At 39.8% G+C, this 15028-nt stretch carries 11 protein-coding genes and 2 tRNA genes; 3 read left to right on the forward strand and 10 right to left on the reverse strand.

The genetic code is table 11. The features are described 5' to 3' along the window. Positions 1 to 5: 5 nt before the first annotated feature. From MM214_RS05265 to MM214_RS05280, 4 genes are all read right to left on the reverse strand, one after another. Positions 6 to 1922, reverse strand: coding sequence for an amylo-alpha-1,6-glucosidase (locus MM214_RS05265; protein ID WP_241292837.1), 1917 nt, complete (start codon positions 1920 to 1922; stop codon positions 6 to 8). Between the two features lie 112 nt (positions 1923 to 2034). Beyond that, the gene (locus MM214_RS05270) at positions 2035 to 2175 is read right to left on the reverse strand and encodes a hypothetical protein (RefSeq protein ID WP_241292839.1); all 141 of its coding nucleotides are present in this window, start codon (positions 2173 to 2175) and stop codon (positions 2035 to 2037) included. Between the two features lie 111 nt (positions 2176 to 2286). Continuing rightward, positions 2287 to 2362: transfer RNA gene (locus MM214_RS05275), tRNA-His, on the reverse strand. 75 nt (positions 2363 to 2437) lie between these two features. Next, complete coding sequence (locus MM214_RS05280) at positions 2438 to 3787, reverse strand: dihydroorotase (protein ID WP_241292841.1); 1350 nt, start codon at positions 3785 to 3787, stop codon at positions 2438 to 2440. A 145-nt stretch (positions 3788 to 3932) separates the two neighbouring features. On the opposite strand from MM214_RS05280, the gene MM214_RS05285 reads away from it, so the two are divergent. Next, complete coding sequence (locus tag MM214_RS05285) at positions 3933 to 5297, forward strand: DEAD/DEAH box helicase (RefSeq protein ID WP_241292843.1); 1365 nt, start codon at positions 3933 to 3935, stop codon at positions 5295 to 5297. Here MM214_RS05285 and MM214_RS05290 read toward each other — a convergent pair. Together MM214_RS05290 and MM214_RS05295 are read right to left on the reverse strand one after the other, a co-directional pair. Next, complete coding sequence (locus tag MM214_RS05290; protein ID WP_241292845.1) at positions 5294 to 7705, reverse strand: heavy metal translocating P-type ATPase; 2412 nt, start codon at positions 7703 to 7705, stop codon at positions 5294 to 5296. The two genes, MM214_RS05285 and MM214_RS05290, sit on opposite strands and share 4 nt — an antisense overlap. A gap of 93 nt (positions 7706 to 7798) precedes the next feature. Further along, positions 7799 to 8311 carry an FKBP-type peptidyl-prolyl cis-trans isomerase gene (locus MM214_RS05295; protein ID WP_241292847.1) on the reverse strand — a complete coding sequence of 171 codons (513 nt, stop codon included), beginning with the start codon at positions 8309 to 8311 and terminating at the stop codon, positions 7799 to 7801. Between the two features lie 544 nt (positions 8312 to 8855). On the opposite strand from MM214_RS05295, the gene uvrA reads away from it, so the two are divergent. Further along, on the forward strand, positions 8856 to 11678 hold the full coding sequence (gene uvrA / locus MM214_RS05300) for an excinuclease ABC subunit UvrA (protein WP_241292849.1): 2823 nt from the start codon (positions 8856 to 8858) through the stop codon (positions 11676 to 11678). Between the two features lie 95 nt (positions 11679 to 11773). Next, positions 11774 to 12850: a peptide chain release factor 1 gene (gene prfA / locus MM214_RS05305; protein ID WP_241292851.1), complete on the forward strand. Its 1077-nt coding sequence runs from the start codon at positions 11774 to 11776 to the stop codon at positions 12848 to 12850. Positions 12851 to 13063: 213 nt separating this feature from the next. Here the strand turns inward: prfA and MM214_RS05310 are convergent, their stop codons facing one another. The 4 genes from MM214_RS05310 to MM214_RS05325 all read right to left on the reverse strand — a co-directional run bounded on the left by MM214_RS05310 (position 13064) and on the right by MM214_RS05325 (position 14981). Continuing rightward, positions 13064 to 13495, reverse strand: coding sequence for a hypothetical protein (locus MM214_RS05310; protein ID WP_241292853.1), 432 nt, complete (start codon positions 13493 to 13495; stop codon positions 13064 to 13066). A 132-nt stretch (positions 13496 to 13627) separates the two neighbouring features. Then, a tRNA-Ala gene (locus tag MM214_RS05315) sits at positions 13628 to 13701 on the reverse strand. Positions 13702 to 14053: 352 nt separating this feature from the next. Further along, positions 14054 to 14674, reverse strand: coding sequence for a recombination mediator RecR (recR, locus tag MM214_RS05320; protein WP_241292855.1), 621 nt, complete (start codon positions 14672 to 14674; stop codon positions 14054 to 14056). 13 nt (positions 14675 to 14687) lie between these two features. Continuing rightward, a complete protein-coding gene (locus tag MM214_RS05325) occupies positions 14688 to 14981 on the reverse strand; it encodes an ATP-dependent Clp protease adaptor ClpS (RefSeq protein ID WP_241292857.1) in 294 nt (97 codons plus the stop codon). Positions 14982 to 15028 lie beyond the last annotated feature (47 nt).

The raw sequence follows: 15028 nt of genomic DNA on the forward strand, positions 1-15028 counted from the left end.
TTAATTTAAACTTGCTTGACTAAATACATCATCCTTAATAATTCACCCACACTCCATGCTTGAGAGATAGAGCCTTTTGGTCTGTGAGGAGGATCTCCATCATAAATTTCGGCCACTGTTCCGACGCCATACTGAGTCATCACTGAATCAAACTCTTTAATGATTTTTTCTATAAAATGCTTCCCTGACTTGCCATGAAGCTTCAAATAACCTTCTGCAAAGCTACCGAGCAGCCAAGGCCATACGGTACCATTATGATAAGCCCTATCCCTTACATATTGATCCCCAAAATAATATCCTTTGTATCCTGGATCTTCAGGAGACAGTGTCCTCAACCCTCTCGGAGTAAGTAGTTTTGATTTTATAATCTCCAAAATACTATCCATTTGACTTTCTTCCAATGGGGAATAAGGAAGAGAAACTGCAAAAAGCATATTGGGCCTTATTGACCAATCTTTGTAATCTCCTTGTACCACATCTGCTAAATACCCTTTCTTTTTGTCCCAGAAAGTCTGATTAAATGCATCTTTGACTTTCTCTGCTAAGTGCTTCACCTCCTCATCTCCAGTAAGCTCAAAATAAAAGGAAAGGGCATTATACCAAAGTGCATTGATTTCTACGGCACAACCAATCCTAGGAGTGACTGGGCCATCGGAGTTTACCGCATCCATCCATGTGAGGGCGACACCTTCTACACCCCCATAGATAAGACCATTGTCTTGCATGTGTATGTTGTTATCAGTGCCTTGCTTGAAACCACTGATGATTGCTTCTAACTTTGGAAGGTATTTCTTCTTGACTGTCTTGATATTTCCTGAGAACTTGATGTACTGCTGTAGCGACCAAAAGAACCAAAGCGGTGCATCTATGGAGTTCATATTTCGCATTACCCCACTTCCAACGTTTGGAAAAAGCGGCCCATGTAAGTCGGAGGCCATAGTGTCCATAATTTCCAGGAAAGTATCATAATCTCCTTGAGGTAAAGTCAGACCTGGGCTCGCAATGAAAGTATCCCTTCCCCACCATCCAAACCATGGATATCCAGCGATCACATGTGTTTTACCATCTCTTTTTTGGATAAATTGACCTGCTGAGTTCAAAAGACAATTTTCAAAATTGCTTCTTGGAATTCTTCTAGCTAATTCTTTCTCAAAAGCTCTTTGTCTAGTCGATGGATCTGCTTCCGTCAGGCCCGCTGAAAAAATTACAGACTCTCCCTTTTCAATGTCAAACTCAAAATATCCTGGCACAAAAAGGTCTTCTTGATAATCATAACCACGCTCTCGCTCCTGAATGTATTCTATGTTGTAATACCAATTAGGATCTGCATGAAAAGTATTCTTTTTTGACAATTGAAGATACAATGGAGTGTATTCGGGGTAAAGCTGAAAAACAGCTCCATTGGGAGCTTTTGTGAAATTCTTGTTTATCCTATCATTTGCTTTTGAAAGGTCGTGATAGCCTCGAAAAGCAAGAAATGGACTGATTTTAATTTTTGTTGGAGAATGAGCCTCAAGTAAAGTGTACTTGATCATCACCCGATCTCTATTGGTATCAAGTATGAGTTCCTTTTGTAACACAACCCCTCCTACTCTGTATGTAAGCTTCGGTATCGGCTCAGTGTCGAAGTCCTCAAGGTATTTATGCCCTCTAGGGGAATAATTACCAGGGTATTTGCTAATGCCAAGATTAAAGCTAGCACCTCTTTGTATGACCGTCTCATGTACAGATGACAAAAGCACGTGTAGTTGACTGTCTATTTCAGGCTGTGGAGAAACTAAAAGTCCATGATACTTTCTGGTATTACAGCCAATGATGGTCGTACTTGTGTAAGATCCTCCTCTATTTGTCCTGATGATTTCTCTATCAAGAGAGTAATTTAAATTAACTAATTGTGACTTGTCAAAATGTATGTAACTCATTTGGTTAAAAGTTTGGAGATTTGCATAAAAATAACTTTTCCAAACGGAAAGAAAAATAAATAAGTAAAAAATAAAGGCTATGTTTCCATAACCTTTATATTATCTTCACTAATTAGGTGCCGATGCCTTCTTTTTGAACTTCCTCAAAGTTCCGAAGTGACTCTTCAAACTTTTCAAAATACCTCTGAATGAATTTGACATTCACTGGTTGTATTTTAGGGAATTTTGGCGAAGCTTTGAATAATGTAAACATTGCCGAATAACTTTAATTTTAAATGATGCTTGGAGTTTGACAAATTTTATGCCATTCAAGTTCCAGTTTTTATGCTGAAAAAAGAAAACCCCTCTAAAAGAGGGGTTTATTGGGTGGAAGACCGGGTTCGAACCGGCGACCTCTGGTGCCACAAACCAGCGCTCTAACCAGCTGAGCTACAACCACCATTTTAGCTTTAGAACCAAGCCATCTGCTTGATTGGACTGCAAAGGTAATATTCCGTTTTTTTCAAAACAATAGGCTAGTCAATATTTTTTCGAGAAAATGTTAATCTTTTACCTTTTCGTTCTTCATTGAATTCTCCATTGTCGAACGCTAAGTGTCCAGAAACGATCGTATGCGTTACTTTTGACTTGAATGTATGCCCTTCGAATGGTGACCATCCGCACTTGGATAAAATATTTTCATTACTCACTGTCCATGGATCATTCAGGTCTACAATCACCAAATCTGCATGATAGCCAGGCCTGATATAACCTCTTTGCTCTATTTCAAAGAGAATGGCTACATTATGACACATTTTTTCTGCAATTTGGTCAAGTCTGATTTTTCCATCGTGGTATAAGTCAAGCATTGCTACAAGGCTATGCTGTACTAGAGGGCCACCCGATGGGGCTTTAAGGTATTTCTCTTTCTTTTCATCCAAAGTATGGGGAGCATGGTCTGTAGCAATCACATCAATATTCCCTTTGATCACACCTTGTAGTATCCTATCTCGATCCTCAACGGTTTTGACTGCTGGATTCCATTTGATAAAATTCCCCTTTTCTTCATAATCTTCATCCGAAAACCATAAGTGATGAATACATGCTTCTGCCGTGATTCTCTTTTCTTCAAGCGGTAATGTTTCATCAAACAATTCTACCTCTTTGCCTGTACTGATATGAAGCACATGCAGTTTGGTCCCATATTTTCTCGCCAAGTCGACAACTCTTTTTGAAGCATCATAACAAGCTTCCTCAGACCTGATTTTTGGATGATAGCTAGTCGGGATATCTTCACCAAACTCCATTTTGTACTTCTCAAGATTTTCTTTAATGATGTTGTCATTTTCGCTGTGAGTAGCGATGAGAAGCTTACATTCAGCAAAAATTCTTTCTAAACTCTCTTGATTGTCCACTAGCATGTCCCCTGTAGAAGACCCTTGAAACACTTTGATCCCGCAGACATTTGCAGGATCGACTTTAAGTATTTCTTCAATATTGTCATTGGTAGCTCCAAAGTAAAAAGAATAATTTGCAAGAGACTTCTCTGAGGCGATTTTGTATTTTTCTTCGAGTAATTCAAGTGTGGTCGATTGCGGTACAGTATTTGGCATTTCCATGTAGGAGGTGATTCCACCTGCCACTGCGGCTCTGCTTTCTGTATAGATATCCGCTTTGTGGGTGAGTCCAGGTTCTCTAAAATGTACTTGGTCATCTATAATGCCAGGAAAAATATGCTTTCCTTTGCCATCAATTTTGATATCGGCATCAAATTCTGAAAGATCACTACCTACGTTATAGATCAATCCATCTTGGATCAAAATATCCATCGGGGTAATCTTGCCTTCATTTACTATATTTGCACCGGTGATCAATATGCTTTTCATGTATCCTTATGGTTTAAGAGTGAAAGTTAAGCGAATCATACTTCTTCATAGTTGGGAAATAAATATTAGATATGCTACTTAATAAAAAAGCTCAAGTAGTATGTACCTACATTTTTTTCCCCTCATTCTGTAAAAATAAACAATCATGTCTGATAGCAACCTATCTTTTGAAAATTTTAAACTGAATAAGCAGCTGCTGGAAGCTGTAGCCGAAGCTGGGTATAGTATACCTACACCTATCCAAGCAAAAGCCGTTCCATTAGCACTTGCTGGACATGATGTATTGGGAATAGCTCAGACAGGCACTGGCAAAACCGCTGCCTACGTGCTCCCATTACTTTACAAGGTGAAGTATGCACAAGGTCAACATCCTAGAGCTTTGATTTTGGCACCGACTCGGGAGCTGTGTATGCAGATCGAGGAAGCCGTCATGCAGCTAGGCAAGTACACTGATCTTCGCTATGTCTGTTTATATGGTGGTATTGGACCAAAAACACAGATTGAGAAAATACAAGCAGGAGTTGATATCATCATATCTACACCTGGAAGGTTTATGGACATCTATCGTAAGGGCGAGATTCATGTTAGAGAACTGAAAACTTTGGTGATGGATGAAGCAGATAAGATGCTAGATATGGGATTTATGCCACAGATTCGGGCAATTCTCGAAGTGATTCCTACCAAAAGACAAAACCTACTTTTTTCTGCTACATTTAGTAGTAGAGTTGAAAATCTTTCTACTGAGTTTTTGGAATTCCCCGAAAAGATCGAAATCTCTGCACAAGCTACTACAGCTGAGACGATCAAGCAGACGAAGTTTATGGTACCAAATATCAAAACCAAAATAAATCTTCTGGAGCATATCTTGATCGACGAGGCAGTGAAACGGGTAATCGTATTTACCAAATCTAGGAAAAATGCCGAGTCAGTGTTCAACTACCTAGAGCGTAAGCAGCTGGGCGAAATTCGTGTCATTCATGCCAACAAGGGGCAGAATACTAGGATCAATTCCATGGAGGATTTCAAATCAGGGAATGTTAGAATCCTAGTGGCCACAGATGTAGCGGCAAGAGGACTTGATATATCCATGGTCAGCCATGTGATTAACTTTGATGTGCCACTTATCTATGAGGACTATGTACACAGAATAGGTAGAACAGGAAGGGCTGAAAATGAGGGGCACGCCATCACTTTTGTCAATCCAGCAGAAATATGGCATTTTGAAAAGATCGAAGAAATCATAAGAATGACAGTAGAGGAGAAGTCTATTCCTGATGAAGTTAGTGTGACCAATACGCCATTCATCGAAAAACAAGGCTATGAGAGAGAGATTGACAATCAGAAGCGCAAAGACAATCCAGATTTCAAAGGTGGGTTTCATGAGAAAAAAGCTAGACCAAGTGTGAACCCAAACAAAATCAAAGAAAAAAGGGGGAATAAAAACTCTAAAGCCAAAAGAAATCGTAATCAGCTAAAAACCCAAGGTAAGTGGAAGAAAAAGGGCGGTTAAACCCTGTACTTCAGCCTTAAACTATTGCTAACAACACTTACACTACTCAAAGCCATCGCTCCTCCAGCAATCATAGGGTCAAGCAAGAATCCATTGATTGGATATAGAACACCAGCAGCTATTGGGATACCAATTGCGTTGTAGACAAATGCCCAAAATAAGTTTTGCCTGATCGTATGTACAGTATCTTTAGATAGTCGTATAGCCTCTGGGATTTTTGAAAGGGACGAAGAAATGATGGTCATCTTAGCGACATCTATAGCTATATCACTACCCCGACCCATTGCGATACTCACATCTGCTAGGGCAAGTGCTGAGCTGTCATTGATTCCGTCCCCTACCATACCTACGATCTTTCCCTTGGATTGGAGTTGTTTTATATAATGCGCCTTTTGGTCTGGCAATACACCAGCCTTGTAAAAGGTAATTCCTACTTCTTTGGCTACTGCTCTTGCAGTACTTTCTTGATCTCCTGTGAGCATATGTATGTCTATGCCTTCTTGCTGAAGCTGTTTGATGGCAGAAATTGAGCTGGATTTGATTTGATCTGAAATTGCCAATATAGCAAGGACCCTAAACCTATCAGCAAACCAAACTACAGTTTTGGATTCTTGGCTCCATTTATCAGCTTTGGATAAAGTCGCTTGATCAATCACTATATCCAAATCCTCTAAAAGCTGGAGATTTCCAATGTGGTACTTCTGAGCATTGAATTCTGCTCTTGCACCTTGCCCTGTGATACTCTCAAAATGTGTAACCTTTACAGTTTTTTCTTGAGACAAATGTGTTACAATTGCCTCAGCAAGTGGGTGTTCTGATAGATTTTCAATACTATAAAGAATTTGCTTTGCCTCTTGGCTAGGTTCTATCCACCACTCATTCACCACTTTTGGTTTTCCTTCTGTGATTGTACCTGTTTTGTCTAGTACAATGGTGTTTACTTTTTTCGCAAGTTCTAGACTTTCTGCGTCTTTGATTAGGATTCCTTTTATAGCACCCCTTCCTACACCTACCATAATTGCAGTGGGAGTAGCAAGTCCAAGAGCACATGGGCATGCGATCACCAAAACTGTGACCATGGCCATAAGTCCTTGAGTAAACGCATTTTCTCCGCCAAACAGGTTCCAGATAAGGAAAGAAACCACGGAGATTACTATAACAGTGGGGACAAAAATACTAGCAATTTTGTCTACTAATTTTTGAACAGGTGCCTTGCTTCCCTGCGCATCTTGCACCATTTTGATAATCTGTGCGAGTAGGGTGTCACCTGCCACTTTTTCAGCAATGAATTCGAAGCTGCCTTTTTGATTGATGGTGCCTGCATAGACTTTGTCATGTACCTTCTTCTGTACAGCCAGTGGCTCACCTGTGAGCATACTCTCATCTACATAAGAGGCTCCACTGAGAACTGACCCGTCTACAGCAATTTTATCTCCTGGTTTGACTAAGATAGTATCCCCTATTTTTAATGAGGCTATCGGAACACTTATTTGTTTTTTGTTCTCATCAATGACAGTGACAGTTTTGGGTTGAAGTCCTATCAATTTTTTGATAGCATTCGAAGTATTGCTTTTTGCTTTTTCTTCCAAAAGCTTCCCCAAAAGTATAAATGCGACAATTACGGCAGCAGCTTCAAAATAAACATGCGCATGAAGTCCCTTGCTTTCCCAAAATTGTGGAAAGATCGTATTGAAAACACTAAAGGAATATGCAGTACCTGTACTCAATGCGACTAAGGTGTCCATATTGGTAGACTTGAGTCTAGCTTGCTTCCAAGCGTGAATGAAGAAATCCCTCCCTAACCAAAGAACAACAGGAGTACTGAACAGCCACATGAGTTCATTGGCATAGGACATGTTCATAAAAAACATGCCTATCACAACGACTGGCAATGACAATATCAAAGCCCAGGCAGTCTTGATCTTTAGCTTTTTAAGTTTTATTTGCTGGATATTTTCGACCGTTTGGCTGCTAGTGGTGCTATCGTCTATAAGAAGATCATAGCCAGCTGCTTGAACCTTTGCTTTGAGGATTTGGCTGAACTTGATTCCGGGTATAAATTCTAGGCTTACCTTTTCATTGGCATAATTGACCCTAGCGTCAATCACGCCCAAGGTAGCTTTGAGGGTGCTTTCTACACTTCCTGCACAAGCAGCACAAGACATTTCAAGAACGGGATACGTTCTCTTTTCAGTAGGAACGCCATAGCCCAAGTCTCTCACAGTATCGATCACATTGGATAGTGATTCCTGATCGGAGACTTGGATTACGGCGCGCTGGTTGTTACTTTCCACTCGGTGTGCAAAAACACCATTTATCTTTCCAATTGCCTTATCTATGATCAAGGCACAGTGGTCACTTGCGATTCCTTCAAGAGGTATGATTATTTCTTCAAAAGGCCTATTCATAATTCGATTTGTAGGGAATTAGGATTTACAAATCTTGAAATAAATGAATAAGGTTTGTTACAATATTTTTGAAATGGCTTATACGATGCTGAATCAATGCTGATGACCTCCTGGTCCATGTACATGCCCATGTTCGATCTCCTCCTGTTCTGCTTCTCTAATATTTATGATTTCTCCTTTGAAATACAAATCATAACCAGCCAAAGGTGAGTTGAAGTCCATGTGGACACCCTTATAATCAATCTTGATGATTTCTCCTCTAAGTTGATTCCCTTGATCATCCTGCATGGGAATTACCCTACCGACTTTGAGGATTTCAGGATTCTTTTTACCATTTTCTTTAAAATTCGCCTTAGGTATGATAGCCTTTTTGCTCTCATCATAATCTCCATAGGCATTTTCAAAATCAATAAAAACTTCAAATGTATCACCTATAGACTTGCCCTCCAGGGATTTCTCCAAAGCTGGTATAGTATTGCCAGCACCAAATAGGAAATGGTGAGGATGGTCTTTTCCTACTTTTTCAAAAAAAGTCTTTCCTTGCTCACCATCATCTACATGCAATTCGTAGCTTACGGAGACTACTTTATTTTTCTCTACTTTCATTTTATTAATTGGTTGACGTATCAAATCTAAATGTATATCCGCAAAGATACCAGTAACCAAGTTATATTTGGGGGTTTCAAAATCCAGATATTAATTATTACTGGATCCGCCAAAGCGGACAAGTTATTAGTAAAAACTATTCTCGAAGAAATCTATTATTTCAAAAAAAATATTTCTTCGGGGAAAAAACGGATTTGCATGATATTACAAAGCAAACAATTTTGTATCTGATTATTTGCTTTTTTGCTAGCAACTTCAATTCATTGGCTCAACAGGTTGTTAATGGTCAATATCCATAAGTATCCAATATCAATTTATATCGGAAGTTAGATAAATCGGAATTTTGAAATGTTATTGGCAAAGTTCCGCATATCCATAATATTCTATTAAGAAAATTCTTGAACCTAGTCAATTTCTTGATGGGATTTTAAAACTTCACACCTGAACCCAACTATTGTTCATAGCTACCAAGATTTAAAGCGTATGACCATTTATTTTTCAACAAATTACCATTTCAGCTGTTGATTGGGTAACTTTGCACCTTATGAATGTAAGCACACCTATTGGGTCAGACACTCTTGACCAACTTGATCCTAAGGAATATATAATCATCAAAAATGCTCGGGTAAATAACCTCAAAGCCTTGAGTGTAGCCATACCCCGAAACAAGCTCGTGGTAGTGACCGGCTTGTCAGGATCTGGAAAATCCTCTTTGGCTTTTGATACGTTGTTTGCAGAAGGACAGCGCATGTATGTCGAAAGTCTTAGCTCCTATGCAAGGCAATTTTTAGGCAGAATGGAAAAACCTGATGTAGAGTATATCAAAGGTGTGTCACCTGCGATAGCTATACAACAAAAAGTAAGCACCAAAAACCCAAGATCTACTGTAGGGACGACTACTGAGATTTATGATTATTTGAAATTGCTATTCAGTAGGATTGGTAGAACCTATTCGCCTATCAGCGGGGAAGAAGTGAAGCATCATACTGTGACTGATGTAGTAGATTTTGTACACTCATTTGAAGAGGGTGATAGGGTGATGATTTCATGCCCTCTCCAAGTGCTTCAAGACCGAAGCAAAGCTCAAGAGCTAGAACTACTTTTACAAAAAGGATTTACAAGAGTGTTGATCAATGGAGAAGCCTATTTTGTAGAAGATCTTATTGCTGAAAAAAAATTACCAAAAGGCACATATGAAATCCTCATCGATAGAGCGACTGTTCAAAAAGAGGATGAAGATAATCACTTTAGGATTGCAGATTCTATACAAACAGCTTTCTATGAGGGACATGGGGAATGTACTATTCTGATCCCAGAGAAAACTAAACGTACATTTTCTGATAAGTTTGAGCTTGATGGAATTAATTTTGAGATACCATCTGTAAACTTTTTTTCTTTCAACAATCCTTATGGCGCATGCAAAACCTGTGAAGGATTTGGTTCTGTGTTGGGATTAGATCCAGACTTAATTATTCCAGACAAGACCATGTCCGTATATGAAGGCGCCATAGCACCTTGGAGGGGAGAGTCTACAGGTAAGTGGCTAGAGCCTTTGGTCAAGAAGGGTATATATTTTGATTTTCCCATTCACAGGGCTTATGAAGACTTAACTCCTGCTGAGCAAGAGTTGATTTGGACGGGTAATTCCTACTTCAAAGGGCTCAATGATTTTTTCCAAGACTTGGAAAGTAAGACTCACAAGATACAATATAGGGTAATGCTCTCCAGGTTCAGAGGAAGGACGACCTGCCCTGATTGTAGAGGGACTAGACTGAGAAAAGATGCGTCTTATGTCAAGATCGCAAATCACTCTATCACAGATGTGGTTTTGATGCCAATTGAGAATGCTTTGCATTTTTTCCAAACTTTAGAACTATCAGCTCAAGATCAAAAGGTAGCTTCAAGATTGCTCAAGGAGATCTTAAATAGACTAGAATACATAAACAAGGTGGGGCTCGGCTACCTGACCTTGAACAGGTTGACATCGACCCTTTCTGGTGGTGAGTACCAGCGAATCAAGCTTGCGACATCCTTAGGATCGGCGCTTGTGGGATCTATGTATATCCTTGATGAGCCTAGCATTGGGCTTCACCCACGCGATACAGATAGGCTGATTGAAGTACTGAAAAGTCTTAGAGACCTTGGCAATACGGTGATAGTCGTGGAGCATGAGGAGAAAATCATGAAAGCTGCTGATGAAATCATAGATATCGGCCCTGATGCAGGTGTCAAAGGTGGAGAGTTGATGTTTCAAGGCAATCTTGATGAATTGGTGAAATCTTCTTCTACTTACACGGCTAAGTATTTGAAGGGAGAAGAAAAAATCAACATCAAAGAAAAGAATAGAAAATGGAAAGATAGCATCATTGTAAAAGGTGCAAGAGAGAATAACCTGAAGAACTTGACGGTAAAATTTCCTTTGAAAACACTGACAGTAGTCACAGGGGTAAGTGGTTCAGGAAAATCCACACTGATCAAAAAAGTGCTGTATCCCGCACTAGGTAAGATGATGGGGACAGTGATAGACGAGTCAGGGAAATTTGAAAAGATTGAAGGGGACTACCGTGATATTACTCAGATTGAATTTGTCGATCAGAACCCTATAGGGAAATCCTCAAGATCTAATCCTGTGACCTATGTGAAAGCCTATGATGCCATCCGAGCACTCTACGCCGACCTCCCCACCTCCAAGCAAAGAGGATATAAGCCAGCATTTTTCTCATTCAATGTAGATGGTGGGCGATGCGAGGCTTGTCAAGGAGAAGGTACAGTGACCGTTGAGATGCAGTTCATGGCTGATATTCACTTGACCTGTGAGTCTTGTAAGGGAAAAAGGTTCAAAGCTGAAATTCTCGATGCAAAATATAAAGACAAAGATATCTCTGATGTCTTGGATATGACCATAGACGAAGCTATTGACTTTTTTGAAGGAAAAAATCAAATAGTGAACAAGCTGCTACCTCTGCAAGAAGTTGGATTAGGCTATATTGGTATGGGACAATCTTCCAATACACTTTCGGGGGGTGAAGCACAAAGGGTGAAGTTAGCTTCATTTTTGGGTAAGGGAGGAACAAAGACTGGAGATCATATCTTATTTATCTTTGATGAGCCTACGACTGGTCTTCACTTTCATGACATCAAAAAACTCCTCCATGCTATCAATGCACTCATCGATCAAGGTCACTCCGTGATAGTCATAGAGCACAATACTGAAGTGATCAAATCAGCCGACTGGGTGATAGACCTAGGTCCAGAAGGAGGAGAAAAAGGTGGACATTTGACCTATGAAGGCACTCCCGAAGATATGGTAGGCTTACAGGGGAATCATACAGCCAGATACCTTAGAGAATCATTTGAAGGGCTTTAAGTATAGAATTCATCACCTTGGTTGGGTATTTTATATAAATTTTCATCCTATGGGTAGAGATATTATCTTTGCACCACTAAAAAAAGAAAGAAAATATGCTTGACAAATTACAAGCGCTCAAAGATAGATTTATCGAAGTAGGTCAGCTCATCATCCAGCCAGATGCCATGTCTGATATGGGTAAATACACTAAGTTAACCAAAGAATATAAGGAACTGGAGAAGATAGTAGAGCTTCTCGATGAATACACTTTGGTATTAGATAATATCAAAAGTTCTAAGGAAATCTTGGAAAACGAAAAAGATCCTGATTTCAGAGAAATGGCGAAAATGGAGCTGGACGAACTGAGGGCTAAGGAAATCAAGCTTGAGGAAGATCTCAAGCAGCAGTTGATCCCGAAGGATCCAAATGATTCTAAGGATAGCATTTTGGAGATCCGAAGTGGTACTGGAGGAGATGAAGCGGCGATTTTTGCAGGGGATCTTTTCAGGATGTATCAGAGATTCTGTGACAAGCAAGGCTGGAAACTCACCGTATTGGATTTGACTTTCGGTTCATCTGGTGGATACAAAGAGATCATCAGCACCATCACTGGAGCAGATGTATATGGAATGATGAAGTATGAGTCTGGTGTACACAGGGTACAGAGAGTTCCCGCTACGGAAACACAAGGCCGTGTGCATACCTCTGCCGCTACAGTAGCTGTCTTGCCAGAGATGGATGATGTAGAAGTGAATATCAACATGAATGAAGTACGTAAAGATACCTACTGCTCTTCTGGCCCTGGAGGTCAGTCAGTAAATACTACCTACTCCGCCGTGAGGTTGACACACCTTCCATCTGGATTGGTAGTGACTTGCCAAGATGAAAAATCTCAAATCAAGAATTTTGAAAAAGCTTTGAAAGTCCTTCGTTCCAGATTATATGAAATCGAACTAGCTAAGCACAATGAGGCCGTAGGTGCACAACGTAAATCCATGGTAGGTAGTGGAGATAGATCTGACAAAATCAGAACATACAACTATCCACAAAGCCGAGTGACCGATCATCGAATCAATAAAACGGTATATAACTTACCAGATGTAATGGAAGGAAATATCGAGGAATTTATCTCTGCACTCCGTTTTGCTGAGAACGTGGAAAAAATGAAGTCTTCTGGTATGGAAGATTGATAGGGTAATATTTAGAGCAGAATGAGGCGAGATAGAAGCGAGAGATTAGGAGTGAGAGACAACAAGAGACTAGAATCAAGAGTGGGAGAGAATCAAAAGGAGATTGTCAAGTAAGAATCAAGAGTCTTTAATGAAATATACTCGAGCGAAATAATGTTGAAATATGCCTCTATCTATGGGTAGACAGGTGCGGCGAAATAGACTCTCTCTATGCTAGTAGGTCTTAGGTCTAAAATTAAGCGTCCTATCAAATCCAGTTAAATTAAAGATATATTCAAGAATCAACAGATCATTTACTTTTCTAAAGATCGTAACGGTATCGATGTGCGATGATATGTCATCCCGAATGATTGGCATGTAAAACCAAGACGAATTGTTTGGATGTGTTAGTATCCTAGGAATTGGATGGATAATTGTGAAATTAGACTGAAAGCCATAAATAGGCTTTTGCCAGTTTTGAATCTCAAGGGTCTGGGGCTCGAATGAACTTATCAAAACCTGATGAGGCCGTTCACTTGTACCCATGATTGTATCTTGAACATCGAGAAGAGTATCCTCACACTTAAAAAAGAAGATAGGATGCCCGGGTAGTTTGTCACTAATCGATCGGTATGTTCTTTCAAGGTTATAGGGAATTACGTTCATCTTATGCCAATCTGCCACTAAGATAACATCTCCCTTTTCATCCAAGCATCTACAGCTGTTATAGAAGTGTCACCACCTTAAAAATAAAACCCGCTAGATTTTGCTTATCTAGCGGGTTATAATTACAAGTTGTGGAGAATACCGGATTCGAACCGGTGGCCTCTACACTGCCAGTGTAGCGCTCTAGCCAACTGAGCTAATCCCCCAATAATTATCTTAATTCAAATATCATTTCAATAAGGTTGAGCACTCTTGCCATCCCGATAGCTATCGGGATAATCCCCCAATAATTATCTTAATTCAAATATCATTTCAATAAGGTTGAGCGATCTTGCCATCCCGATAACTATCGGGATAATCCCCCAATAATTATCTTAATTCAAATATCATTTCAATAAGGTTGAGCGCTCTTGCCATCCCGATAGCTATCGGGATAATCCTGCATTTATAACTTCTACAATTAGAATAAATTCTTTTGGAAAAGTTCTAAATATTCTAGTCAATCCTTCAATTGGAGTGCAAATATAGAAAACACTTTTTATTCCCCAAAAGAAAATTTTACTCTGGTGAGTAATTTACTCGAGTAAGTATACTCCTGCCCAAAGTTACCTCATCAGTGAATTCCAACTCGCCGCCTATGGGAATCCCTCTAGCGATAGTACTTACTTTTATTCCTTTAGCAGCTAGCATTCTTGTGATATAAAAAGCCGTAGTATCACCTTCCATGGTTGCTGGCAGTGCTAAAATCACCTCACTTACTTTAGAATTTTCTGAGGACTCTTCCACACGTTTCATAAGGGAAGCTATTTTCAACTCATCAGGCCCTACCCCATGCATAGGTGAGATCACACCACCGAGGACATGATACAATCCATTATATTGAGCTGTATTTTCGATAGCCAAGACATCTGGAATCTCTTCCACTACACAAATGATTGAACGGTCTCTTTTGTTGCTTGCGCATATGCCACAGATATCTGCATCAGAAATATTGTGACAAATCGTGCAATACTTTACTTCTGTACGCATTTTCAGAATAGCCTGCGACAAGGATTCTGACACAGACTCTTTCTGCTTGAGAAGGTGTAAGGCAAGTCTGAGTGCTGTTTTTTTACCAATCCCGGGGAGGCGACTGATCTCATTGACAGCATCTTCTATGAGTTTGGATGGGAAATTCACTAGAAAGCTGGGTTTACACTATAGCTGCTTGGATACCTGCGTCAAGGATAGCTTGACACATTGGCTTCAGCTTAGTCTCACTCCCTTTCTTGACAGCACATTTCCCTTTGTAATGAATGATGAGTGTACACTGCTCAGCTTGCTCTTGAGAGTGATTGCAGACTTTGATTAGAACTTTGGTAACATGTTCGAATGTATTGACATCATCATTGAAAACTACAAGATCATGCGCTTCCTTATCTATCAACTCTTCAAGAAGAACTTCAATTTCTTCCAACTCCGGTAGTGCGTGTGTTTCTTGATTCATTTTGCAAATTTAATTATTATGAACAATTTAGCGTGCTAATTGCCAAA

Source organism: Belliella kenyensis (assembly GCF_022549675.1).
Lineage (GTDB): Bacteria > Bacteroidota > Bacteroidia > Cytophagales > Cyclobacteriaceae > Belliella > Belliella kenyensis.

Bases quoted from the DNA above. Each gene is read 5' to 3' on its own strand.
- MM214_RS05265 (WP_241292837.1), bottom strand. From the start codon at position 1,922: ATGAGTTACATACATTTTGACAAGTCACAATTAGTTAATTTAAATTAC.
- prfA (WP_241292851.1), top strand. From the start codon at position 11,774: ATGCTTGACAAATTACAAGCGCTCAAAGATAGATTTATCGAAGTAGGT.
- MM214_RS05325 (WP_241292857.1), bottom strand. From the start codon at position 14,981: ATGAATCAAGAAACACACGCACTACCGGAGTTGGAAGAAATTGAAGTT.
- uvrA (WP_241292849.1), top strand. From the start codon at position 8,856: ATGAATGTAAGCACACCTATTGGGTCAGACACTCTTGACCAACTTGAT.
- MM214_RS05270 (WP_241292839.1), bottom strand. From the start codon at position 2,175: ATGTTTACATTATTCAAAGCTTCGCCAAAATTCCCTAAAATACAACCA.
- MM214_RS05280 (WP_241292841.1), bottom strand. From the start codon at position 3,787: ATGAAAAGCATATTGATCACCGGTGCAAATATAGTAAATGAAGGCAAG.
- MM214_RS05310 (WP_241292853.1), bottom strand. From the start codon at position 13,495: ATGAACGTAATTCCCTATAACCTTGAAAGAACATACCGATCGATTAGT.
- MM214_RS05295 (WP_241292847.1), bottom strand. From the start codon at position 8,311: ATGAAAGTAGAGAAAAATAAAGTAGTCTCCGTAAGCTACGAATTGCAT.
- MM214_RS05290 (WP_241292845.1), bottom strand. From the start codon at position 7,705: ATGAATAGGCCTTTTGAAGAAATAATCATACCTCTTGAAGGAATCGCA.
- MM214_RS05285 (WP_241292843.1), top strand. From the start codon at position 3,933: ATGTCTGATAGCAACCTATCTTTTGAAAATTTTAAACTGAATAAGCAG.